Below are 23,700 nucleotides of genomic sequence, written 5' to 3' on the forward strand. Positions count from 1 at the left end.
ATGTATCGATGGAGAAAATTCCGAAAAAAGTGGCGCAATACGATTAGAGTCAAGGTGCGGATTTAGCGGCGCTTACATTAAAAAAATGAGCGATTGAGCAATCATTGCGGTACCCTGTTACAGGCATGACGCTCATTCAAACATGGCTTGATGCAGTAAACCAAAGTGCTGGAAGCTGTAGTCAGCCAGATGAGAATAATCGGGTAAAGTGGTGTAGTGAATGAGACAGGATGGCATATTGGCATTCCGTCCTGCCTCCAGGTCGTACCTGTAGTCACCCACCATTAAGATGGCGTGTGTTGGTAGTCCGAAGTCACTTGCGATCTGAAGGAGGGCAGTGGGATCAGGTTTAGGCTTGGAGTTTTCTCGGGTAATGAGCCGGTCAATGGGAATTGCATTTCGCTCAATTTTCACTCTTGAAGACTGGAATGAATTTCGAGTCACGATCGCCATGGGAATATCATCTGCTACACATTTATCTACGAAGGCGCGAGCTCCCGGCATCCAGTCACTACCCTGAGCATCGAGTAATTCGTGACGATGTATCACGTCTAAAGCTGCACTCTGTTGCTTCTCTGGTAAGGATTTCAAAAAAGACAAAACATCCTCATCAGCAGGACAGCAAATTTCTTGCTTGATTGCCATAAAGTCTAGTGATGAAGTCACCAGAGTGCCATCCAGATCGAAAATTACCCCTCGAATATGTTTCATTCTGTAGCCTGTCGATTAGGATGAGCAGCTGTAATGTGAAATTCCCCCCAGGCCGAACAGCTCTGATGGTTTAAGACTGTAATATTGTTCTTCAACCTGTTTGGATTGCTCGGCATAGGGCTGTGTTAACACGGTTTGTAGTTCTTTGATTAGCGCATACTGACCCCTAGCTGCTTGCTGATACGCAGGCACTACACTCCCTTCTCGCATAGTGTATTTTGGGTTTGTGCGTTGCATTTGTGCAGTAATCTCCTCAGTAGAGCGGGGTCCTGAGGTAATGAGCGATTTCCATTTTGTGAGCCATTCTGCCCAGCGCGTATGTAATCCTTTGTTATCTGCTTCAGCGGTCAGTTCCGTGTAAAAGCTCTTTGTGAGAGGCTCGATATCCTTAGGTAGCGTCGATAGCTCGCGGAAGAAAAGGGTGTAATCCACCGGTGTTTGCATCATTAACGTGATCAGTTCGTTGAATAACTCGGCGTTGAATACGACTAGCCCTAATTTGGCCGCCCACATTGTTTCCATTTCGGCGTGCATCACCTTGGGGAAATCTGCTTGGATTTTGTCAAGCTGCTGTAAAAGGGCAGGCTGTGCTGATAATAGCGGGCGTAAAGCAGTGCAAAACATCTGGAAGTTGCGCTCTGCGGCGATCGGCTGATTGAGGAAGGCGAAATGATGGCCACCCCCTGTCCATGGCTGGAAATAGGGGTTGAAGACTTCACAGAAACCAAACGGGCCGTAGTCGAGGGTGAAGCCACCGGCTGCGCAGTTGTCACTGTTGAAGTTGCCCTGGCAGTATCCGACGCGAATCCAGTTAGCGACTAAAGAGGTCAGTCGGCCACAGAATTCACCTGCCAGCACTATCACCTTTTCTTCTAGTGATAGTGTCGTGTCGATGACCTCGCCATATTCTCGATCAATTAAGTGTAAGACAAGCTGTTCCAGTTCTTCCATCGCGCGCGGATGTGCCTGGTTTCGGGCGCGACGGCCGAAGAGTTCCAGTTGACCCACGCGGATGAAGGAGGGTGCCACTCGCGTTGAGATAGCCACGGGTTCTAAAAAATAGCGGTCTGGATCTTTAGCCTGGGAGCCTGCTGAGTACCAGGGCCGTTGCACTTTTTCTGTTTTGGATACGTACAAACACAGCGATCGTGATGTCGGCACGCCCAGCGCGTGCATATGCTCTTGTGCGAGGAACTCGCGAACACTTGAGCGTAGCACGGCTCGGCCATCGGCGCCTCGGCAGTAGGGTGTTCGGCCACCCCCTTTGAGCTGCATCTCCCAGCGTTGGCCATTAATAGCGGCTTCAAGTACGGACACAGCGCGACCATCACCATAGCCGTTACCGGTTCGAAACGGGCATTGTTGGGTGTATTCGGTGCCAAAGATTGACAGTGCGTAGCCACAGGCCCAGCCAACTTTTCGCATAGGTTCTGGCGCCTGGCTAAGGTCGCCGGAAAACACACGCATAAAAGCGTCTGATTGGGCCAGGCTGTCAGCCAGGCCCAGTTCAGCAAAAAAGCCTGGGCTGTGCGCGATGTATTCCGGATCCTGGATGGGGGTTGGCTTGACTGGAACGAAGTGCCCCGTGAAAACTTGCCGTGGTGCGTGATCGGTTCCATCATCAGTCGCGTCAGGATCGCAATTGAGAAAGCCTATTAGTGAATAGTTTGCACAGCTTGCAAGCGCATCGATAGTTGTAATGCTGGCAGAGATTTCCTGGTCTTTTGATTTTGTCATAGGAGTCCCTATTGGTATGCATCATTACATGATTTCAATGCGCTTTCGGCCTGGGGCTTGGCTTACTCAGTACGCTGAGTGACTTCCAGTAAATGGTAGCCGAACTGGGTTTTAACAGGGCCTTGCACTTCGTTGATCGGAGCACTGAACACAACCTTATCGAACTCAGGGACCATCTGACCTGGACCGAAGGTACCTAAGTCACCACCATTACGACCTGATGGGCATTTGGAATGCTGTTGTGCCAGAGCGGCGAAGTCTTCACCGGCGGCAATTTTTGCTTTAAGTTCGTTACAGGTTGCTTCGTCTTTTACAAGGATGTGACGTGCTGCAGCTTTTGCCATGTTATTACTCTCACTTTTTATCGAATTATATTAAAGCGTAATTTTAACATACTATTTTTAAAAGCTCCCGGTAGACATATCCTCGTGGCCTTTTCCACCCTCGTTAATCACGCAACATTTCCCGAGTTGCCACTCGCCAACCTTTAAGTCAGACGGCAAGCGGTAGTGACCAATGGCAGTTCGATGCAACTTAAGTACCGGGTTACGAAAACGGCCAAACATGCGCTTTATTTGGTGGTATTTACCTTCAGTCAGTACTACCTGCGCTGTGTGGGTTGACAGAATCCTTAACGAAGCTGGCGCTGTGGTTTGGTTTTCATACTCAAAATACATACCCTCAGCAAAGGCTGTAACGTAGCTGGCAGAGAGGGGGTGCTCAACTTCAACTTCATAGACCTTAGGCACCTTCTGCTCAGGATCTGTCAGTGCACTTGACCAGCGACCATCGTTGGTAAGTAACACCAGCCCGGTGCTGTTCAAGTCCAGTCGTCCAACGATATGTAGTTGGTGCTTTTGCGGGTGGTCGATCAAGTCGACAACAGTTTGATGCTGGAGGTCTTTAGTCGCGCACACCACTCCAACAGGCTTGTGTAAAAGAATGTAGATAGGAAGGTTGTTCTGCAGCACCTGGTCATCGTAATCAATCCTGGTAAATTGATGCACTAGCCGCGCAGGTTCATCGCAAAACTCTCCGTCAACTTTTACCCGTCCTTTAACGAGATCGAGCCGTATTTGTTTCAGTGAACGCTGCAACGTGCGTGCTAAAAAACGATCGAGCCGATTAGATGCTGCTGCCATTAACAATCACTCACAATTCGAGCAAATGTCTGAAATGTAGATTTTTTTGCTGGGCATCGCTGTGCATTATCAATTCCCTGAGCTCCGCGTCCAGGCTCATAAGATTTTGAAGTTCGGAACGACTCAGTGTATAGAGGCGCGAGGGAGTTTGTGCCTTTTCAAGTGTGATCACCTCACACTTTTGCGCAATCAGTTGGATCAACCTTGGAGGCAGGTTTGCAAAAAGAGGCACACGGGCTAAAAACAGCTCAGGATCATCTTTGAGTTTCTGAATCGGCTGTCCATGCAGAGAGTTGAGACGACGATCCACATCTGCCTCGATATCCTCTGTCTGGCCTTTGGGAATAGTCCCCAACCGAGCCTGTTCGCGTGTCGTTTCTAGCTCTGCCAGCAGCACTATGCGTTTCCCTAACCGCTCCTGGGTTAGTAAAGCAATCTCTGGAAAGTCATGGTTAAGGCGATACAGCTTGTTTACGGCCAGCGTGTTCCAGTCACGATACTGCTGCAGTACTTGGTGAATGATCTCAGGCGGGGTGGATTCAAGACCCATGATACGCTCTAAGGAATGGATGATATGGTTGCTGCCTTGGAAATGCCCCCAGGCTGTTTCGTAGTAATGGCCAATATGAGAGACGCGCAGTCGCTCCACAATACCACGGAGCAGAGTCTTATTATCCAGCAGTCGGAATAACCAGTGCTCTATGTATTCATAGCGATGATGGTTGTTCACCCTATGAAAGCCGTTTTCGTAGCGGAGAGTGTCTGTTTGTAGCTCAAGGATTGCCAGCAAACGTCGAGCGGTCGATTCACTGAGGTGGCCCCGATCGTACATGTCAATGTAATACGCTTTCTCCTCGGCAAGGGCTCGCAGGAAAAAAAGATTGAGCTCCTCATCCTGTGTGAGCTGCTGCAAACGCAATTGGTCAATTTGCTCTTTAGCGAGAGTGATAGCCTGGTGGCTGTTCAGGCTGAGACGATGGGCCACCCGACTTGAAAAGAGACCGCCTTTCTGCAGTTCAGGCATGCGCTGCAGGGCGCGTTGGTGCGTTAGCATGTTGCGCTCAATCAATGCGAGTTGATCAACCATTGGCGGTAGATCCAACTTCATCATGCGCATGGCCGGTTTAATCGTTAGACCCTGTACCAGCAGGGTAAACAGGACGGCCCCGGTTACCAGTGCAATGAACAAATCCTTGAATGGATATTCGGGCAAGCTGAGCACGATGGCTAATGCAATTGCCCCACGCAGTCCACCCCAGAACATAATGAAACGGTATCCGGCTCCAATCGGTTCTACTTTGAATAGCCGGCTTACCAGAGGTAAAAGTGCGAAGACTACCAGCGCACGAGAGACCAACATGGCCAGAATAACCCAAAGCACTAAGTCCCAGACTGAGGCCAGTCCCAATAAATTGACTTGCAAACCTAGCAGCAAAAACAGCAATGAATTGGCACCGAATGCCAGTGTTCCCCAAAACTGCTCAAAGTAAGCGCGCACCGAGCTGGCAATTCGCAGGCGCCCCCATGTCCCTATAGTAAGGCCCGCTCCAAGTGTAGCCATGATGCCACTCACATGCAGCAGTTCTTCGGCGATCAAAAAAGAGAGGTATGCCAGTACACTGGTTAGACCAATATCGAGGATTGGATCGGAGTCGAACCAGCCAATAAGCTGGCTGGTCAGGTATCCGGCTATGATGCCGACCAGTTCAACAACGGGAGATGGCAAGTCCAATACATGTACTCTCGAATATAGCTTCAGGCAAAGTCAAAACAGGCTGCCGATTATCATAGGTACATACACAACTAACATAAGTACAGCCGTCAATACGAGTAGATAGGGCACTATAGCCTTAGTTATCTGTTCAAGTGGTAGTTGTGTCACTGATGATGCTACATACAAGTTGATGGCTACCGGGGGGGTGATCATCCCTATTGCCAGTCCGACGACTATAATTAAACCGAAATGGATCGGATCAATACCAATTTGCGTGACCAGCGGTAGCAAAACGGGTGTTAGAATGATTAATGCACTGGCTGTTTCAATAAATACACCGGTTAAAAGAATGACTAAAACTACCAAAAACATAATCATGTAAGTGTTAGTTGAATAGGATAAAACAGTATTTGCCAGAGCGCTGGGCACTTGCCAACTTGAAAGTGTCCAGCTCAGAACGGCTGACATTGCAATTACAAGCATTATAACCGATGTCGTCATAGCAGATCGCATTAGAATATGGTACATCTGCCGTAAATTCAGGTCTCGATAGATAAAAAATGAAACGATTAAGGCATAATTCACAGCAACAACAGCTGCTTCACTAGGTGTGAAAACACCTGAAAAAATTCCTCCTAATATTATAACTGGAGTCATTAACCCCCAGCTGGCGCTTTTCAGCGTCCGCATAATAGTTGTTAAGGACAAGGGGGTGCCTTTAGGGTAGTTACGCTGATAAGCCTGAAAGAGGGCGATCGCCATCAAGCCTAAACCCATGACTAATCCGGGTATAAAGCCACTCATAAAGAGTTTAGCGACTGATTCCTGCGCAATCACAGCATAGATGATCATTGGAACAGAGGGGGGGATTACGACACCTATTGTACCGCTGGCAGCAATCAGGCTTGCCGCTGCAGCGGGGTCATAGCCTTTACGTTTAAGTTCTGGGACTAGCGTAGAGCTGACAGCAGCGGTTGTTGCAGCGCCAGAACCTGAAATGGCAGCAAAAAACATGCCGGCCAGCACCGATACTATGGTTAAGCCGCCTTTCAAAAAGCCTAATAGCGAGTCGGCAAAATTGACAAGCTTCTCACTGATCTTTCCCTGGGCCATCAGGTCGCCTGTCAAAATGAACATAGGAATAGCGACTAATGCAAATGAGTTGATACCCTGAAACATTTGCTGTGTCACCACCATTAACGGGACACCTTGTAAATGTAACGCAATCAGAGTGCTCGCTCCGATAGCAAGTGCAATCGGTATCCCTATGATCATGAATACGAAAAACAACACAAAGAGTATCGCTGTCATAGTGAAGACTCATTTGGTTTGGCTGATTTAGGGTTGGTTATCAATTCTAGAAGATCAATGACAGCGTAAAGCAGCATTAATGAAGCGCTAATGGGCATAACCGCATAGATATACAGCATTGACCAACGCAGTGAGGGTGATTTTTGAAAACTTTGAACCTGCATATACTGGTAGCCAATCAGAATCAGCGAAACCATAAACGCCAGGACAATGATACATGCAACGATTTTAGTGAACCTGGCTAACGTCTGTGGCAATGCGTCGACAACAAGGTTGACAGCAATGTGCCGCCCCCGTTGAAAGGCTAATGTGGCGCCTAAAAACGTAATCCAGATCAGTAAGAACCGTGCAATTTCTTCTGTCCAGGGTACCGCATTGAAAAAAACGCGTGAAATGATCTGCAGAGTAATGACGCCAATCAAGGCAAGCATGCCCAACACAACTATGGGTTGAAGAAGGGCGTCAATACGCTGCTCGATCTTTTGAAGTAATGCGATCACTTACTTTAGAGCCTGCTGAATGCGTTCCAGGTATTCACCAAACTGGTCACCATATTTTTCATACACGGGTACAATGGCTTGTTGAAAAGCAGCGATATCAGGTTCTTCAACAATCGCAACACCTGCTGCCCTTAGGTCTTCGAGTTGTTTAGCTTCCATATCGGCGTTAACTTGACGCTCGTGAGCGGCAGCTTCTCTGGCGGCTTGTACAAGAACTGTTTGAGCCTCTTCAGGTAAACGGTTCCAGCTACCCATACCCATCACAAAAATAGCAGGTGCATAGGTGTGGCGTGATAAGGTCATGTGTGACTGGGTTTCATTGAGCTTAAATGAATGGATGACATTAACAGGGTTCTCTTGGCCGTCAATTGTGCCCTGTTGCATGGCTGTTAGCGCTTCGGTCCATGCCATGGGCACAGCATTGGCACCTAGCTCACGAAACGTATCGGTGTACACAGGGTTCTCCATGACGCGGATCCGTAATCCTTCAATGTCACCAGGTGATTGAACCGGTCGCACACTATTGGTCAGGTTTCGGAAGCCTCGTTCAGCATACGCCAGACCTTTTAAATTAACCTCTGATAGTTTGTCTAACAGATCCTGACCAATTGGCCCATCCAAAACATCATAAGCTTGTTGTGGGCTGGAGAAGAGAAAAGGTAATTCAAAAACAGCCATTTCTTCAACAAAGTTAGCCACCGGACCGTTCGTGATCACACCCATATCGACTGTGCCAATTTGCATACCTTCAAGAAGGGTACGTTCGTCACCTAAAGATGCATTAGGAAAAATTTCAATGGTGACTTTACCGTCAGTTCTTTCGCTGACCAGCTCCTGAAATTTAACCGCAGCAATATGAAAGCCATCTTGCTCATTGACAACATGGGCAAGGCGTAATGATACGGGGTTCATGGACTCAAGAGTTGAAGCTATCGCGCTTGAAACTGTCGCTGTTGCAGCTAAAGCAACACTAAGGAGTGCTCGATTTATTGTTTTCATAGATTTATCCTTATGTTTAACAGTGGCTTAATGCTAGTTAGTATGTGTAATGTCAGCGTCGAAGAGTAGAACGCTCAGTACAGAAAAGCAATGCTTTAAATGCTATATGCTCTCTTGTGCACAGGTGTACGAATCGAGACACCATTTTATATAGCCTCGACTCATGAGGAGGGATATACAGTGAAAAGGTTAGTCTGGATATGCAGGTTGTATATTCAAAGATATATCGAAAGCATATCCGTTTTTAAAAGCAATAAAACCCCGGTCATTCACTTGCCTAAGATTAATTGAAGGCCTCAGTCTGATAACTATTGCAATTGCTAAGATCCAGGCGTTTAACCAAAGATTTTTTTGCAATTGCTCTTAGCGCTGTGCGTAATCCTTCCTCCAGTACGGGGTGATAAAATGGCATGGCAAGTAGGTCATGCGCAGTCAGATTACGGCTAATGGCCAGTGCGAGCAGGTGTGCCAGATGTTCGGCTGCTGGAGCGCACATCTCGGCTCCCAGTAGACGTGCGTCATCAGAGGCGGCATAAATACGCAACACACCCTTGTTACGCTGTGCGGTGAGTGCGCGCCCTTGTGAGGCGAAGTCGACACTGCCGATAAGGCAATCATCAGTATCGATTTCGTCATAGCGCTGACCGATTGCGGCAATACCTGGATCCGAAAATACAATGGCTAAGGGGGTGCGTCGCTGAAAGCAGGTGGGTTCATCGGCTACGGCATTCATACCGGCTATAAAGCCCTCATCAGCGGCTTCATGAAGAAGACTGACATCGGCGTTCATATCACCGGCAATGAATACTGGCAGGTCTTCAATCTGCATGGTGGTGCGATTGAAGGGTGGCATGCCACGCGCATTGAGTGTGACGCCGAGCGTGTCGAGTCCTAGTGTTTCAAGATTTGGTTTGCGCCCAATCGCGGCGAGTACCTGATCAACTTCTAGATCAACTGATCCCGCCTGAATGCGAACACCCTCTGTTGTGCTTGATAACTCAACTTCATGACCTGTGTGAATAGAAAACTCTTGTTCCAGTGATTTACGCAGGGTAGCTGCAACAACAGGGTCGGAGACACCGGCAATTTGGTCGCTTATGCCAAAGGCATGCACTTCAATACCCAGGCGAGCAAACGCTTGAGCCATCTCGACGCCTATAGCCCCCAGTCCGATCACTGCCATGCGTTTGGGTAGCGTTTCCAGCTCAAAAAACGTGTCGGTGGTGAGCAGGCGATTCCCCAACGTTTTCCAGGGTCCGGGTACAATTGGGCTAGATCCGGTGGCTAGAATAATACGCTGGGCGTGGAAAATTTCGTCACCCACTTGCACCTGATTAGGACCCAGTAAGTGAGCATGTCCTGGCAGGCTGCGTTCACCAAGTTCGTGCGTAGATTTAAGTACGCCAGCAACAAAACGGTCACGCAGTTCACGCACGCGGCGCATGACCGCCGGAATATCGATCTCCAGATGCTCACTACCTCGAATGCCAAACGCCTCAGCTTTTTTGCGGGCATGAAAAGCGTTGGCTGCCTCGATCAGCGCCTTGGACGGCATACAACCCACCCGTGCGCAGGTGGTGCCATAAGGGCCGTCATTGATCAATAAAAACTTGTCTGTGTGTTTGCTTACCTGTCGAACGGCGGCTAATCCAGCCGATCCGGCTCCGATGATAATGACATCCTGTTTCCTTGCGGTCATATTGGCTAATTCCTTTAGTGAATGTAAATAGTCTTATTTATCGTCATTTTCATATTCATGCTTGGCTTTTTCCCAGGCATCACCCATTGAGCTGTAGGCATCTGAAAACCCTGCTTTCATTTGATCCCAAGAACTATCAGTACTGTTTTTTAAACCGCCATACCATTCTGACAGTTTGTTTCTTTGCTCACGTAGTGCTTGCATGTTATCACGCGTTGTTTGACGTGCTTCCTGGCTCATTTCATCCCAGTTGTTATCGATCCGACTTTGGAGGGCATCTATTCGTTCGTCAAGGGCTTCAAGCATTTGCTTAGTTGCACTGACGGCTTCGTCGCGTTGTTCCACAGAGTACTGCTGCAGAGTGTCAATTAACTCCTGAGTTTCTGTTTGGATGTCTTGAGTTGTAACCTCGTTACTTTCATTACTTTCAGTATTACCTTCAGTCTGTGCATAGATGACAGGTGTGAAGCATATGGCTGTGACGATGAGTGTTGCAAATAGTGAATGTTTTTTCATATGGCATTATCCCTATAAAATGAATAAATGGAGACACGATACGCGTGTATTGGATAGAGTCGGCGCTCGAGGTACATTTGCGCACCGAGCATAGGCTCGTATATTGGGCGTTCGATAGTTTGGACTATATTAGCAGGGCCGCGTTCCATGTTTTTTGAGCATTCTTTTGAGACATAAATCTATCTGCAGGCTATAGTAGAGTTATTACTGGTTTTTCCGAGTTCTATGCTGATGGATATTCGTTTCTGTAATTTTTGGGTTGTTGTGTTACTGCTACTCTTTGGATCGAATAGTATCGCGGCTGAAAAATCGCTTTCACTGAACCAGGGCTGGGAGTTTCGATGGGGGGACTCTCCCATGTCCGCACAGGGTGTGCCTGTCTGGATAACTGAATCAGAGAGTGCTTCTGATTGGCACGTCATTGATTTTCCATCTAATCCACCCGACCGCGCCGGTAAACAGCATATCTGGTATCGCATCGTATTACCGCAGTTGGATGCCTATCTGGACCCCGTGCTGTATATCGATAGTATTGACCTTATCACCCAGGTTTATCTTGAGGATCAATACCTCTATCAGTTCGGTGAGTTTGATGACCAAGGGCAAGGTTCATTTGCTGGTTGGCCCTGGCACATGATCAGCTTACCGGAAGACGCTGGTGGCAAAACACTCTATTTCCGGATTTATTCTGACTATACAGATATAGGGCTCTGGGGACAGGTGGGTATTTTTGAGCGGGCAGATGTGTTGCTGAATGTGCTGAAAAATTCTCTGGAAAGCTTTATCAGCAGCATCACCGCATTTCTAATTGCGCTGCTGGCATTCACTTTGGCAATTTTGAAAGGCCAACGCCGACGATTCTTTACGGTGGGTTTATTTTCATTGGCCTCGGCAGGAATGCTGCTGGCTGAAAGCCCTGTGCGTCAGTTATTGTTTGATGCGCCTTTATTCTGGATTTATCTTGCCGCTGCTTCGTATTATTTTTTGCCGGTGGCGATAGGTATGCTGCTGGCTCCAGGTTTTAAAGGTGTATCTCGACAATGGATGACGCGCATCTGGCAACTGCACTTTCTCTATCTCGTGATTGCATTGGGTATTTCTATGCTGGGGTGGATCAATCTGTCGATTACCTTTCCGGTTTTTGATGGGCTTTTTGCGATAACCCTATTCATTACGTTTGTGTTGATCGTTAAAAATATCTGGCATATCCCAGTGGTGGATAAGTTAATTTTTATGGCTTATGCCGTGCTTGCACTGTTATTGCTTGAAGATATGGCTGTTGCACATGGGTTCCTGGATTGGAGACAGGTACCGGTGAGTTACGGCATTCTGTTGTTCTCTGCAATCGTGGTGTTGATTTCAATTTTATATTTCAGTCATTTACAAGTTAAGTTGCGGATGTTGAATGAATCATTGGAAGTGAAAGTAAAAGAGCGTACAGAGGCACTGGAAAAATTGTCTTATGAAGACAGTCTGACGGGACTGAAGAACCGTCGGTTTTTTGATGAATTTTTCAGTTTTCATGCGTCTACAGCCATACGCACAGGTCTTCCTCTTACTTTGGCGATGTGTGACTTGGATTACTTCAAACAGTTTAATGATACCTACGGCCATCCGGCGGGTGATACAGCACTTAAGCTGTTTGCTGACCTATTAAGAAAGAATTTCAGAGAAACGGATCTTGTGTGTCGATTGGGCGGTGAAGAGTTTGTGATTTTGATGCCAAATACGGGCCGCCTTGAAGCTAAGGAGAAAATTCAGGCATTGTTAAATCAGGCAAGACAACAAGAAATATACCACGAAGGTCAGTCCTGCGGTTGTGTATCGGTTTCGGCAGGGTTAGCCAGTTGGCCTGAACAGACGGATGATCCAGATAGGCTGGTAATGCTGGCGGACAAAGCAATGTACGCTGCAAAAGAAGCGGGACGTGACCAAGTGGGATAGGGGATTTAAACCTGTGTCTGCAGGGCCTGTATAGGGTGCAGACACAGATAGCGAATCACAGATAGTACATTACTGCTTGAGAGGGTTATACATCTTCAAGGCCCAGCTCTTTCACTGAGATTTCCCGCATTTTGAACTTCTGGATTTTACCGGTTACAGTCATAGGGAAGCTGTCGACAAACTTGAAGTAGCGTGGAATTTTGAAATGGGTGATTTTTCCCTTGCAGAAATCACGCAGGGTTTCATCACTGATTTCCTCGACACCGGGTTGCAGCTTGATCCAGGCGATCAGCTCTTCACCGAACTTTTTATCGGGTATGCCGGTTACCTGAACTTCGGCAATTGACGGGTGAGTGTAGAGAAACTCTTCCACTTCTTTTGGGTAAATATTCTCACCGCCGCGAATCACCATGTCTTTTATGCGGCCGACAATTTGTATATAGCCTTCATCGTCCATGCTGGCCAGGTCGCCGGTGTGCATCCAGCCTGCTTCATCTATAGCATCGGCCGTACCTTTGTCATTATTCCAGTATTTCAGCATAACACTGTAGCCCCGGGTGCATAACTCGCCGACTTCACCGCGAGGGAGAATGCATCCGTTGCTTGGATCAATGATTTTGCTTTCAAGATGTGGCTGGGTTCGGCCGACGGTGGTGACGCGTTTTTCCAGTGAGTCTGTAGCACCGGTTTGCGTGGACACCGGGCTGGTTTCGGTCATGCCGTAGGCTATCTGCACCTCTTTCATGTGCATTTTGTTGATGACCTGCTTCATCACTTCAGTTGGACAAAGCGATCCAGCCATAATACCGGTGCGCAAACTGGATAAATCCATGCTGGCAAAATCCGGATGGCCCAGTTCGGCAATAAACATGGTGGGCACGCCATAGAGTGCGGTTGCACGTTCCTGGTGTACCGCTTTCAGTACCGACCCAGGCTCAAACCCTTCATCCGGATAGATCATGGTAGAGCCATGGGTGACACAGCCCAGATTGCCCATGACCATACCAAAGCAATGATAAAGCGGTACCGGTATTACCAGCCGGTCTTGTTCGGTAAAACCCATACTTTCAGCAACAAAGTAGCCATTATTGAGAATGTTGTGGTGTGATAGGGTGGCGCCTTTGGGGAAGCCGGTGGTGCCGGAGGTGTACTGAATATTAATGGCATCATCGAATTGTAATTCAGCCTGGGCTTCATCCAGAATTTCCTGCGGCATACTCTCGGCTAATGCCATAAAGTCCTGCCAGCACCACATACCCGGATGCTTGTGATCATCCAGGTTGATTACTCCTTTGAGTAACGGCAGTTTCTGTGAGTCCAATTGGCCCTCGGCGCACATTTTTAATTCCGGAGCCAGCTCATACAACATGCCCCGGTAATCCGATGCTTTAAAACTGTCGGCCGTTACCAGGTAGCGAGCTTCAGATTGATTCAGCGCATACTCTAGTTCGTGCGTACGGTAAGCGGGGTTAATATTCACCAAAATGGCACCGATTTTTGCCGTTGCAAACTGGGTCAGTGTCCACTCATAGCGATTGGGTGACCAGATCGCCACTCGATCGCCACGGCGAACGCCCGCGGCTAAAAATGCTCGAGCACAGAGGTTAACCTGGCTGTGTAGCTCTTTATAAGTCCAACGAATATTCTGATGTAGCACGATTAAGGCATCATTGTCTGGGAAGCGGTTTACCGTAGCATCAAACATATCCCCAATGGTCATACCCAAAAGAGGCTTTTCGCTGGTACCGCTGGTATAACTCGGTAGTGTTGGCATAGTGCAGGCTCCATTATTTTTTTTATGCAAAGAGGCTGATTCATGTAGGGGAAAGCATTCAACGAAACTGGGCGTGATACTCCTGATTGGGTGCCATATCAACGGCAAGGGCGATGCGATTAGTCATATTGTAGAAGCCAACCAGGTTACAAATATCCCAGACTCCCCGATCACTGAAACCCACATCTCGAAGGGGCTGGGCATCCTCAGGGGTTACTTCAGCAGGCTGGCGTGTCAGTCTGGAGGCGTAGTCGAGCATGGCACGGTGGCGTGCAGACAGGTCGGCGCTGCGATAATTCATCACCAGATGTTCGCCCAGCTGCGGATCACCACTGTAATTACGCACGGCGGCACCATGTGCGGTGAGGCAGTAAAAGCACTTGTTGTCAGAAGAGACCACTACGGCAATCATTTCACGCTCAAGGGGCGTGAGTTCACTTTCACCGAACATCAGTTCATTGTAAAAACGAGTGAATACATCCAGCTGTTCAAGGTTTTGACTGTAAGCCGTTAAGACATTCGGGACCATACCCAGCTTTTCATGACACTTATCAAAATAGGTCTGTACCTGTTCAGGCAGTTGATCCCGGGTCGGGATCGGTAGATCCAGTGCGGTAATTTTATTTTTGTTCATGCTGTGCTCCCAGAGCAAGGGCAACTTTGGAGCCGTTAGCGCGTTTGAGCTGACGGGTAATCCAGTCACCGGTATTAATCAGATCCTGCAGGTTGATGCCGGTTTCTATGCCGAGTCCCTGAAGTAAATACAGCACATCTTCAGTGGCAACATTACCGGATGCACCGCGGGCATAAGGGCAACCACCCAGACCGGCGACGGAGGCATCAACAACGGCCATCCCCTCTTCAAGAACCGCATATAGATTGCCAATAGCCTGTCCATAGGTGTCATGAAAATGTGCAGCCAGATTGTTCATCGGTATATCCCGATTAACGGCTTCAAGCATGCGTTTGGCTTTTAAGGGCGTACCCACCCCGATGGTGTCGCCAAGCGAAATTTCATAGCAGCCCATGGCGTAAAGAGCGTTAGCAACCTGGGCAACCTGTTTGGGATCGACGTCGCCCTGATAAGGACAACCCATCACGGTGGATACATACCCCCGGACCTTGATGCCTTTATTGCGTGCGGCTTCCAGGACTGGCTCAAAACGTGCCAGGCTTTCTGCAATGGAACAGTTGATATTTTTTTGCGTAAAGGCTTCAGAAGCAGCACTAAAGACGGCGATCTCATCAACTTCGGCGGCAAACGCTGACTCTACCCCTTTAAGATTCGGGGTAAGCGCGGTATAGGTAACGCCGGCCTTACGTGTGATACCGGCCATCACCTCACTGGCATCACCCATCTGTGGTACCCATTTTGGTGATACAAAACTGGCGGCTTCAATATGGCTCAAACCGCAGGCGCTGAGGCGGTTGATCAGCTCAATTTTAACCGCTGTTGTGATGAGCTCGCCGGGCTCATTCTGTAGCCCATCGCGGGGGCTCATCTCAAAGACACGTACCTGGGAGGGGAAGCTCATGGTGCAGCATCCTCTTCAGTGGCATCACTGGTCACTGAAAGCAGTTCAGCCCCTTCAGATACCATCTCGCCTTCCTTGAAATAGATTTCATCAACCACACCGTCCAGCGGTGCTTTAATGGCATGCTCCATTTTCATGGCTTCCATAATCACCAGGGTCTGGCCCGCTTTGACTGCATCTCCGGGTTGGACCATAACGGCGACCACAGAGCCATTCATTGGTGCGGTTAAACTACCTTCAGCCTCGATGTCCTCGAGTCCGTAAGTCTCTTCATGCGCTTCACAGTGAAAGGACTCACCCTCATGGAAAATAACCAGTTCCTTGTCTTTTTGGGTGACATGCACACTGATACGGTGGCCGTTGATGACCGCCTTTAACTGATCACCACTGAGTTCAGCATGCAGGGTGTAGAGGCTGTCGGCGACACGCACTTCATAGTACTGATTTTTTTCCAGCACTTTGAGTTCGTAAACCTGGTCATCCACCTTGAGTGCAAGTGGCTTGGCGTATTCCGAATTCAGCCGCCAGCTATTCTGGTGCGCAAAGGGCGACCAGCGATCTTCATTGTTGGGGTTGTTGCTGCGGGTTTGTTCCAGCAAGTAGCCAGCTGCCAGAACCAACGCTCTGTGAAGATCCAATTTGGGTGGCGGAAACAACAGGGCACGGTGCTTTTCGATAAAGCCGGTATCCAGATCAGCTTCACGAAAGGGTTGTGCATCAGCCAGTGCATGCAGGAAGCGGATGTTGGTTTTAACCCCGTTTATTCGGTATTGCTCCAGTGCCTGTACCATCCGGTTAATGGCCTGATCACGGTTCTCATCCCAAACGATCAGCTTGGCGATCATTGGATCGTAATGAATACTGACTTCATCACCCTCGACAACACCGGTATCAACCCGTACATGGGCACTTTCATCGGGCGTGCGTAAATAATCCAGTCGACCTGTGGCGGGTAAAAAGTCATTATCCGGGTCTTCGGCATAAATGCGGGCCTCCAGGGCATGCCCCCGAATCCGTATTTCATCTTGTTTCAAGGGCAGGGGAGCCCCTTCTGCAACCCGCAGCTGCCATTCCACCAGGTCTTGTCCGGTGACCATTTCCGTCACCGGATGTTCTACCTGCAGCCGGGTATTCATTTCCATAAAGAAAAATGAACCATCGACATCGTATAAGAACTCAACGGTACCGGCGCCGACATAATTAATGGCCTGAGCTGCCTTGACGGCCGCGTCACCCATGGCTTTACGGGTTTCACAGGAAAGCCCTGGTGCGGGTGCTTCTTCAAGCACTTTTTGATGGCGACGTTGCACCGAGCAGTCACGTTCGGCCAGATAGACACCTTGACCCTGGCTGTCACAAAATACCTGAATCTCAACATGGCGTGGCTGGGTTAAATAGCGCTCCAGCAGCATATCGGGATTACCAAAGGCATTCTTGGCTTCACGTCGGGCAGCCGACAGAGCTTCATCAAACTCTTCGATCTGATTCACCACACGCATGCCCTTGCCACCACCGCCTGCTACCGCTTTAAGCAGTAGCGGGAAGCCGCACTTAAGCGCTTCAGCACGCAAGGTTTCCACATCCTGAGCGGCACCATGGTAGCCGGGTACCAAAGGAACCCCCGCTTTTTCCATAATCGCTTTGGCCGCGGATTTTGAACCCATGGCCGCAATTGCTGAAGCGGGTGGGCCAATGAATACCAGGCCGTTTTGGCTGCAGGCTTCGGCGAAGTCGGTATTTTCAGAGAGAAAGCCATAACCTGGATGGATAGCCTGTGCACCACTTTGCAAGGCTATCTGGATGATTTTGTCGGCACGTAAGTAGCTTTCATTACTGGGGGCTGGCCCGAGCAGAAAGGCTTCATCTGCCAGTGCCACATGGCGGGCATCGCAGTCAGCTTCAGAGTAAACAGCAACACAACGAATACCCAGGCGATGAGCCGTCTGGATGACCCGGCAAGCGATCTCGCCACGATTGGCTATGAGAATTTTACTGAACATTATTATTCTTCTCCCGGTTCCAGTTTCGACGGCCAGTTTGGACGGCGTTTGTTCAGGAAAGCACTGAGTCCTTCCTGCCCTTCATCACTGACACGTATATCGGCAATCCGCTGGGTGGTTACATCAATGACCTGTTTGGAAATGGGCAGGTGACTGACGGCAAAAATCAGCGATTTAGCCGCTTGCATGGCCTGAGGGCTGTTCTGCTTAAGTTGCGCTATATAGCTTTGCGCCGCTTCAGATAAATCGGCGGCACTTTCTACGATCTGGTGAACCAGGCCAAAGCTCTGTGCGCTGTCGGCATCAAAGACTTCGGCACTGATAAAGTAACGCCTTGCCTGGCGCTCCCCGATAGCCCGGATCACATAGGGACTGATCACGGCCGGGATAAGGCCAATTTTGACCTCACTCAGGCAAAAGCGTGCATCGCGACTGGCGATAACCAGGTCACAACAAGCCGCCAGACCCACCGCACCACCATAGGCTGCTCCCTGAATCAGACCGATCACCGGCTTGCTAAAGTGGTTGAGCTTGTCCATCAGTCGGGCCAGCTCACCCGCGTCGGTGAGGTTTTCGGCGTGACTATTGCTAGCCATGCGTTTCATCCAGCCCAGATCAGCACCGGCTGAAAAATGCTTACCTTCGGATCTCAGCAGCAGAATATGCAGGCTGGTATTTTGCTCAGCTTCATCGAGCTTCTCGATCAAGGCGGCAATCATGGAGTCATCAAAAGCGTTGTGCTTCTCCGGACGGTTCAGTACCAGTTCGGCAACCCCTTCACCCAGATAGCGAAGGCTGATGATTTCTGTCGTTGTGGAATTGGTTGTAGCGTTAGTTGTAGACATCATTAGCCTCCGCTACATCCGGAACACGCCAAAGCGTGTTTCTTCTTTAGGACGATTCAGCGTTGCTGACAGGCTCAGTGCAATAACTTCGCGGGTCTGCGCAGGATCTATGACGCCATCATCCCAGAGGCGACCACTGGCATAGTAAGGGTGGCCCTGATGCTCATAGGTATCCACGATGGGTTGTTTAAACTGGGCTTCCTCGTCGCTGGACCAGGATTTACCATTGCGCTCCAGACTCTCACGACGTACTGTCGCCATTACGCCGGCAGCCTGTTCACCCCCCATAACCGAGATGCGTGCATTGGGCCACATCCACAGAAAATCCGGGTTGTAAGCACGTCCACACATGCCGTAGTTACCGGCCCCAAAGCTACCACCAATCAACACGGTCAGTTTAGGCACATTGGCACAGGCAACGGCCATCACCATTTTCGCGCCGTGCTTGGCAATACCTTCCGCTTCATATTTGCGCCCGACCATAAAGCCGGTGATATTTTGTAAAAACAGCAGCGGTATGTTGCGCTGACAGCACAGCTCAATAAAGTGAGCACCTTTCTGGGCTGATTCGGTAAACAGAATACCGTTATTGGCAATAATGCCGACCGGGTAGCCATGAATATGTGCAAACCCAGTGACCAGTGTGGCGCCGTAAAGCTGTTTGAATTCATCAAACTCTGAGCCATCGACCAGACGGGCGATCACTTCACGCACATCGAAGGGTTTGCGCAGGTCGGTGCCGACAATGCCGTAGAGCTCATCGGCATCGTAAACAGGTGGCTTTGGCTGACATACGGCTATATCGAGTTGTTTTTTACGGTTCAGATTGGCAATGCAGCGCCGAGCTATTTGCAGCGCATGTTGATCATTTTCAGCATAGTGGTCGGCAACACCGGAAATTTTACAGTGAACATCCGCCCCCCCCAGATCTTCGGCACTAACCACTTCACCGGTTGCCGCTTTGACCAGCGGTGGTCCGGCCAGAAAAATCGTACCCTGATCATGCACGATGATGGACTCATCTGCCATGGCGGGAACATAGGCACCCCCAGCCGTACAAAGCCCCATCACGACAGCGACCTGTGGAATGCCTTTGGCTGACATGCGTGCCTGATTATAGAAAATCCGGCCAAAGTGGTCCCGGTCTGGAAACACTTCATCCTGGCGTGGCAAGTTGGCACCACCGGAATCAACCAGGTAAATGCAGGGTAGGTGGTTTTGTTCGGCAATTTCCTGAGCGCGCAGATGTTTTTTTACCGTCAGAGGATAGTAGGTGCCACCCTTAACCGTCGCATCATTGGCAATAATCATGCACTCGATACCCGAAACACGTCCGACGCCGGCAATTAATCCCGCGGCGGGTACCTCTTCATCGTAAACTTTATAGGCGGCAAGTTGGGATAACTCCAGAAAGGGTGAGCCATCGTCAATTAAGCGGTTGATGCGTTCGCGGGGTAAGAGTTTTCCACGTGCCAGGTGCCTGGCCTGATAATCTGCACCACCCCCTTGCTGAATCTTGGCAATTTTATCTTTGAGATCGGTGACAGCAGCTGACATGGCATCTGCTTTGGCCCTGAACTCATCGGAACGGGCATTTATTTTTGTTTGCAGAATCGGCATGGTTAAGCTCCCAGTGAAAAGCCATTAGTTGTTAAGAAACAATTCGCGACCTATCAACATGCGACGAATTTCGGAGGTGCCCGCACCTATCTCATAGAGTTTGGCATCACGCAGCAGACGACCGGTAGGGTATTCGTTTATATAGCCATTACCGCCGAGTAGCTGTATGGCGTCGAGTGCGATTTGTGTGGCCATTTCAGCGGAGTAGAGAATGACGCCAGCGGCATCTTTGCGGGTGGTTTCACCGCGATCGGCAGACAGTGCAACCATGTAAACATAGGATTTGGCAGCATTCATGCGGGTGTACATGTCGGCAAGTTTGCCCTGTACCAATTCAAATTCACCGATGGCCTTGCCAAACTGCTTGCGATCTCTGATATAGGGCACCACGATGTCCATGGCCGCTTGCATAATGCCCAAGGGGCCGCCAGCCAGTACCAGGCGTTCATAATCCAGACCCGACATGAGTACTTTGACACCGCCGTTGAGCTGACCGAGCAGGTTTTCTTTGGCGACCTTACAGTCCTGGAAAACCAGTTCACAGGTATTGGAGCCACGCATGCCAAGCTTGTCGAGTTTTTGTGCCTGAGTGAAGCCTTCAGAGCCACGTTCAACAATAAAGGCTGAAATGCCTTTTGCACCGGCTTGTAGATCGGTTTTAGCGTAGATCACAAAGACATGTGCATCCGGACCGTTGGTGATCCACATCTTGTTTCCGTTGAGCACATAGTGATCACCCGCATCACGTGCGGTCAGCTTCATAGACACCACATCGGAGCCCGCATTGGGTTCAGACATAGCCAGTGCGCCAATATGTTCACCGGATACGAGTTTGGGTAAGTACTTTTCTTTTTGTGCCTGCGTACCGTTACGATGAATCTGATTGACACACAGGTTTGAGTGCGCGCCGTAGGAAAGGGCTACGGAGGCTGAAGCGCGACTGATCTCTTCCATAGCAATCACATGTGCCAGATAGCCCATGCCGGAACCACCGTATTCTTCACCGACGGTGATACCGAGCAGGCCCATGTCGCCAAATTTTTTCCAAAGATCTTCAGGAAACAGATTGGCCTGATCGATATCGGCGGCCCGAGGTGCAATTTCAGCAGCGGCAAAATTATTGATCTGTTGGCGCAGCATATCGAGGGTTTCGCCAAGACCAAAATTTAATTCAGAATATTGAGAGATCATAGTGATTACCTGTTTGTTATTATTAGTGAAGCGATGTGTTAGGACTGGAATCCTGACCAGGTTTAGGGCTGTCATGTTCGTCAGCACTGATGTTCTGGCGTAACTCCTTTAGTGCTGCTTGGCAGCGAGTTTGCGCGCTATCCAGCTCAATTTTTGCCATTTGAATATCTTTCAACTGCTGTTCAAGCTGAGCTTGCTTTTGTGCAAGTGTTTCCAGCATTTTTAGCAGCTGTCTTTCACTGCCACTCTCAGTCTCATCCCAAAGATCAAAGAGCTCTCGGGATTCAGCCAGCGAAAACCCCAGCCGTTTTCCACGCAGGATAAGCTTAAGCCTGACTCTGTCTTTAGAGCTGTAAATGCGTGTCTGACCTTTTCGTTCCGGTTTCAGTAACCCTTGGTCTTCGTAAAAGCGAATGCTGCGCGTGGTCACATCAAACTCGCTGGCCAGTTCGCTTATAGAGTAGGTTCTTTTTTGTTGGCTCATGACAGTGTTCCTCTTGGTATCGATAAAGACTACTCAAAGTTAACGTTAACGTAAAGTGCATTTTTATCTTTGCTGTATTTTTTCTGCTTTGCTTACTTGAGTTAACCTTAACAGTCGGTTGCAGCCATGAGTAGTCTGGTTGTTCATAATTTTCACAATTATACCTTTACGTAAAGGTAAGCCTGTGTTATCAATTGCGTTAGAAAAAATATAACAATAGAGGCAAAACGAAATGAGTCGAATGGAATATTCATCTTTTTATGCCGGTTTTAGTCCCGATTTGCTGCAGAAAACTGTGTTACAAGGAGATTTGCGCTCAGGACTAAATGTTTGCGATGAAGTGTGTGATCGTTGGGCCGCTCAGTCGGGCAAGGTTGCGCTCTATCATCGTGATCTGGATGGGCGCGCATCGCAAATGACCTTTTTGCAGTTGAGTCAGCAAGCCTCACGTTTCGCTAACTACCTTAAGTCTTTGGGTGTTGGTAAGGGGGATCGTGTGGCGGGTTTGTTGCCGCGCTGTCCTGAGTTGCTGGTAGTTGTGCTGGGTACACTTAAAGCTGGAGCTGTGTATCAACCGCTGTTCACGGCTTTTGGTTCAGGGGCTATTGAGTACCGGGTGAATCAGGCTGCTACGCGTCTGGTTGTAACTGACTCGGTTAACTTCCCTAAGTTGCTTGAGGTGGGTGATTGCCCGGATGTGCTTTGTGTTCAGCCGTCTGAAGGGCAGGATGTCGCTGATTTTGACAAGGTCTTGGCGCTGGAATCTAGCGACTTTGAGGCGGTCATGATTAGCGGTGATGATCCTTTTTTGCAGATGTTTACTTCAGGCACGGTGGGAAAATCGAAAGGCGTAGCTGTTCCTGCCAGGGCGTTGCTGTCCTTTTATGTCTATATGAAGTATGCCATCGATTTGCAGCCTGAAGATAAATACTGGAATGTGGCTGATCCTGGGTGGGCCTACGGTCTCTATTATGCCGTGATCGGTCCTTTGTTGCTGGGTCATGCCACGCACTTTAATCAACAGGGTTTTACTCCTGAAACCACCTATCAGATGATTCGTCAGTTTGGTATTACCAATCTGGCTGCGGCGCCGACGGCTTATCGTTTACTGATGGCGCATGATGGCGTGTTGCCAGAAGGTGAGTCGTTGGGGTTGCGGGTTGCCAGTAGTGCCGGTGAGCCGTTGAACCCGGAAGTGATTAACTGGGTGGCCAGGCGGCTGGGTTGTCCGGTCATGGATCATTATGGTCAGACTGAAACGGGCATGACCTGTTGTAATTTTCACACTCTGGAGCATCCTGAGCGCATAGGTTCGATGGGGTACTCCATGCCCGGGCACCGTGTTGTTGCACTGGATGATGGCTTTAATGAGGTTGCAGAGGGTGAGACGGGTCAGTTAGCTGTGGATTTGCAGCAGTCACCGCTGTTTTTCTTTGATGGCTATACCTGGGCAGAAAAACACCCCTTTGAAGGGCGGTATTATCTGACGGGCGATATGGTTTTTTGTCATGGTGACGGGGGGTACTCCTTTACGGGTCGTGATGATGACATTATTACTACGGCTGGCTATCGGGTAGGGCCGGCTGATATAGAGAGTACTCTGCTTGAACACCCCTCCGTAGCTGAGTCAGGCGTTGTGGGTAAGCCTGATGATGAGCGCGGTTCAATCATTAAAGCTTTTGTCGTGGTTAAGTCTGGATTCGATCCACTTGATTCATTAAAAGATGAGCTGCAGGCGCTGGTGCGCAGGCGGTTATCGGCGCATGCATTTCCGCGTGAAATAGAGTTTGTTGATGAGTTACCTAAAACACCTAGTGGCAAAATTCAACGCTTTGTTCTTCGTCAGTTGGCGGCTGGGTCGCCACAAGTGCCTGTAAATTAAACGCTGATGTACCTGAGGTGATAAGGGTTTGCTGGGTTATACCAAAGTATTACTTGTAAACCCTTAGGTATAATTGCTAAGTTAGGTTTACGCTTA

The 23,700-nt window shown here is 49.2% G+C and carries 20 protein-coding genes; 2 read left to right on the plus strand and 18 right to left on the minus strand.

The window, feature by feature from the left end; translation table 11 throughout:
* Positions 1-132: 132 nt before the first annotated feature.
* The 10 genes from ACN0R1_RS15110 to ACN0R1_RS15155 all read right to left on the minus strand — a co-directional run bounded on the left by ACN0R1_RS15110 (position 133) and on the right by ACN0R1_RS15155 (position 10,329).
* A complete protein-coding gene (locus ACN0R1_RS15110; protein WP_417584317.1) occupies positions 133-711 on the minus strand; it encodes an HAD family hydrolase in 579 nt (192 codons plus the stop codon).
* A 15-nt stretch (positions 712-726) separates the two neighbouring features.
* Complete coding sequence (locus tag ACN0R1_RS15115) at positions 727-2,448, minus strand: protein adenylyltransferase SelO (protein WP_417584319.1); 1,722 nt, start codon at positions 2,446-2,448, stop codon at positions 727-729.
* A 62-nt stretch (positions 2,449-2,510) separates the two neighbouring features.
* The gene (locus tag ACN0R1_RS15120; RefSeq protein ID WP_417584321.1) at positions 2,511-2,792 is read right to left on the minus strand and encodes a peptidylprolyl isomerase; all 282 of its coding nucleotides are present in this window, start codon (positions 2,790-2,792) and stop codon (positions 2,511-2,513) included.
* A 57-nt stretch (positions 2,793-2,849) separates the two neighbouring features.
* Complete coding sequence (locus tag ACN0R1_RS15125) at positions 2,850-3,590, minus strand: pseudouridine synthase (RefSeq protein WP_417584323.1); 741 nt, start codon at positions 3,588-3,590, stop codon at positions 2,850-2,852.
* Positions 3,591-3,600: 10 nt separating this feature from the next.
* The gene (locus tag ACN0R1_RS15130) at positions 3,601-5,322 is read right to left on the minus strand and encodes a cation:proton antiporter (protein WP_417584325.1); all 1,722 of its coding nucleotides are present in this window, start codon (positions 5,320-5,322) and stop codon (positions 3,601-3,603) included.
* Positions 5,323-5,355: 33 nt separating this feature from the next.
* The gene (locus tag ACN0R1_RS15135; protein ID WP_417584327.1) at positions 5,356-6,615 is read right to left on the minus strand and encodes a TRAP transporter large permease; all 1,260 of its coding nucleotides are present in this window, start codon (positions 6,613-6,615) and stop codon (positions 5,356-5,358) included.
* Positions 6,612-7,115, minus strand: a complete 504-nt coding sequence (locus ACN0R1_RS15140; protein ID WP_417584329.1) for a TRAP transporter small permease — start codon at positions 7,113-7,115, stop codon at positions 6,612-6,614. Before ACN0R1_RS15140 ends, ACN0R1_RS15135 begins: the two co-directional genes overlap by 4 nt.
* Positions 7,116-8,114 carry a TRAP transporter substrate-binding protein gene (locus ACN0R1_RS15145; RefSeq protein WP_417584331.1) on the minus strand — a complete coding sequence of 333 codons (999 nt, stop codon included), beginning with the start codon at positions 8,112-8,114 and terminating at the stop codon, positions 7,116-7,118.
* 283 nt (positions 8,115-8,397) lie between these two features.
* Entirely contained in the window at positions 8,398-9,813 is a 1,416-nt protein-coding gene (locus tag ACN0R1_RS15150; RefSeq protein WP_417584333.1) for a dihydrolipoyl dehydrogenase, read from the minus strand.
* A 33-nt stretch (positions 9,814-9,846) separates the two neighbouring features.
* The gene (locus ACN0R1_RS15155; protein ID WP_417584335.1) at positions 9,847-10,329 is read right to left on the minus strand and encodes a hypothetical protein; all 483 of its coding nucleotides are present in this window, start codon (positions 10,327-10,329) and stop codon (positions 9,847-9,849) included.
* Between the two features lie 225 nt (positions 10,330-10,554).
* Here ACN0R1_RS15155 and ACN0R1_RS15160 point away from each other — a divergent pair, with 225 nt between their 5' ends.
* A complete protein-coding gene (locus tag ACN0R1_RS15160; RefSeq protein ID WP_417584337.1) occupies positions 10,555-12,273 on the plus strand; it encodes a GGDEF domain-containing protein in 1,719 nt (572 codons plus the stop codon).
* 85 nt (positions 12,274-12,358) lie between these two features.
* On the opposite strand, the gene ACN0R1_RS15165 is transcribed toward ACN0R1_RS15160, so the two are convergent.
* The 8 genes from ACN0R1_RS15165 to ACN0R1_RS15200 are packed head-to-tail and all read right to left on the minus strand — an operon-like array spanning position 12,359 to position 21,722.
* The gene (locus tag ACN0R1_RS15165) at positions 12,359-14,047 is read right to left on the minus strand and encodes an AMP-binding protein (RefSeq protein WP_417584339.1); all 1,689 of its coding nucleotides are present in this window, start codon (positions 14,045-14,047) and stop codon (positions 12,359-12,361) included.
* A 58-nt stretch (positions 14,048-14,105) separates the two neighbouring features.
* Positions 14,106-14,681, minus strand: a complete 576-nt coding sequence (locus tag ACN0R1_RS15170; RefSeq protein WP_417584341.1) for a peroxidase-related enzyme — start codon at positions 14,679-14,681, stop codon at positions 14,106-14,108.
* Positions 14,668-15,582 (minus strand): hydroxymethylglutaryl-CoA lyase, encoded by a 915-nt coding sequence (locus ACN0R1_RS15175; RefSeq protein ID WP_417584343.1) that lies wholly within the window; start codon positions 15,580-15,582, stop codon positions 14,668-14,670. Before ACN0R1_RS15175 ends, ACN0R1_RS15170 begins: the two co-directional genes overlap by 14 nt.
* Positions 15,579-17,582 carry an acetyl/propionyl/methylcrotonyl-CoA carboxylase subunit alpha gene (locus ACN0R1_RS15180; protein ID WP_417584345.1) on the minus strand — a complete coding sequence of 668 codons (2,004 nt, stop codon included), beginning with the start codon at positions 17,580-17,582 and terminating at the stop codon, positions 15,579-15,581. The genes ACN0R1_RS15175 and ACN0R1_RS15180 overlap by 4 nt, the downstream gene beginning before the upstream one ends.
* 2 nt (positions 17,583-17,584) lie before the next feature.
* Complete coding sequence (locus ACN0R1_RS15185) at positions 17,585-18,427, minus strand: enoyl-CoA hydratase-related protein (RefSeq protein WP_417584347.1); 843 nt, start codon at positions 18,425-18,427, stop codon at positions 17,585-17,587.
* Positions 18,428-18,439: 12 nt separating this feature from the next.
* Entirely contained in the window at positions 18,440-20,047 is a 1,608-nt protein-coding gene (locus ACN0R1_RS15190; RefSeq protein WP_417584349.1) for a carboxyl transferase domain-containing protein, read from the minus strand.
* Positions 20,048-20,071: 24 nt separating this feature from the next.
* On the minus strand, positions 20,072-21,238 hold the full coding sequence (locus ACN0R1_RS15195) for an isovaleryl-CoA dehydrogenase (protein WP_417584351.1): 1,167 nt from the start codon (positions 21,236-21,238) through the stop codon (positions 20,072-20,074).
* Positions 21,239-21,260: 22 nt separating this feature from the next.
* Positions 21,261-21,722 carry a MerR family transcriptional regulator gene (locus ACN0R1_RS15200; RefSeq protein WP_417584352.1) on the minus strand — a complete coding sequence of 154 codons (462 nt, stop codon included), beginning with the start codon at positions 21,720-21,722 and terminating at the stop codon, positions 21,261-21,263.
* A gap of 232 nt (positions 21,723-21,954) precedes the next feature.
* On the opposite strand from ACN0R1_RS15200, the gene ACN0R1_RS15205 reads away from it, so the two are divergent.
* On the plus strand, positions 21,955-23,604 hold the full coding sequence (locus ACN0R1_RS15205) for an AMP-binding protein (protein ID WP_417584354.1): 1,650 nt from the start codon (positions 21,955-21,957) through the stop codon (positions 23,602-23,604).
* Positions 23,605-23,700: the final 96 nt, after the last annotated feature.

The sequence above is a fragment of the Nitrincola sp. genome, from assembly GCF_048264025.1.
GTDB lineage: Bacteria > Pseudomonadota > Gammaproteobacteria > Pseudomonadales > Balneatricaceae > Nitrincola.

Bases quoted from the DNA above. Each gene is read 5' to 3' on its own strand.
- ACN0R1_RS15115 (WP_417584319.1), bottom strand. From the start codon at position 2,448: ATGACAAAATCAAAAGACCAGGAAATCTCTGCCAGCATTACAACTATC.
- ACN0R1_RS15120 (WP_417584321.1), bottom strand. From the start codon at position 2,792: ATGGCAAAAGCTGCAGCACGTCACATCCTTGTAAAAGACGAAGCAACC.
- ACN0R1_RS15135 (WP_417584327.1), bottom strand. From the start codon at position 6,615: ATGACAGCGATACTCTTTGTGTTGTTTTTCGTATTCATGATCATAGGG.
- ACN0R1_RS15145 (WP_417584331.1), bottom strand. From the start codon at position 8,114: ATGAAAACAATAAATCGAGCACTCCTTAGTGTTGCTTTAGCTGCAACA.
- ACN0R1_RS15205 (WP_417584354.1), top strand. From the start codon at position 21,955: ATGAGTCGAATGGAATATTCATCTTTTTATGCCGGTTTTAGTCCCGAT.
- ACN0R1_RS15125 (WP_417584323.1), bottom strand. From the start codon at position 3,590: ATGGCAGCAGCATCTAATCGGCTCGATCGTTTTTTAGCACGCACGTTG.
- ACN0R1_RS15155 (WP_417584335.1), bottom strand. From the start codon at position 10,329: ATGAAAAAACATTCACTATTTGCAACACTCATCGTCACAGCCATATGC.
- ACN0R1_RS15200 (WP_417584352.1), bottom strand. From the start codon at position 21,722: ATGAGCCAACAAAAAAGAACCTACTCTATAAGCGAACTGGCCAGCGAG.
- ACN0R1_RS15190 (WP_417584349.1), bottom strand. From the start codon at position 20,047: ATGCCGATTCTGCAAACAAAAATAAATGCCCGTTCCGATGAGTTCAGG.
- ACN0R1_RS15170 (WP_417584341.1), bottom strand. From the start codon at position 14,681: ATGAACAAAAATAAAATTACCGCACTGGATCTACCGATCCCGACCCGG.
- ACN0R1_RS15160 (WP_417584337.1), top strand. From the start codon at position 10,555: ATGCTGATGGATATTCGTTTCTGTAATTTTTGGGTTGTTGTGTTACTG.
- ACN0R1_RS15195 (WP_417584351.1), bottom strand. From the start codon at position 21,238: ATGATCTCTCAATATTCTGAATTAAATTTTGGTCTTGGCGAAACCCTC.
- ACN0R1_RS15185 (WP_417584347.1), bottom strand. From the start codon at position 18,427: ATGTCTACAACTAACGCTACAACCAATTCCACAACGACAGAAATCATC.
- ACN0R1_RS15150 (WP_417584333.1), bottom strand. From the start codon at position 9,813: ATGACCGCAAGGAAACAGGATGTCATTATCATCGGAGCCGGATCGGCT.
- ACN0R1_RS15165 (WP_417584339.1), bottom strand. From the start codon at position 14,047: ATGCCAACACTACCGAGTTATACCAGCGGTACCAGCGAAAAGCCTCTT.
- ACN0R1_RS15175 (WP_417584343.1), bottom strand. From the start codon at position 15,582: ATGAGCTTCCCCTCCCAGGTACGTGTCTTTGAGATGAGCCCCCGCGAT.
- ACN0R1_RS15180 (WP_417584345.1), bottom strand. From the start codon at position 17,582: ATGTTCAGTAAAATTCTCATAGCCAATCGTGGCGAGATCGCTTGCCGG.
- ACN0R1_RS15110 (WP_417584317.1), bottom strand. From the start codon at position 711: ATGAAACATATTCGAGGGGTAATTTTCGATCTGGATGGCACTCTGGTG.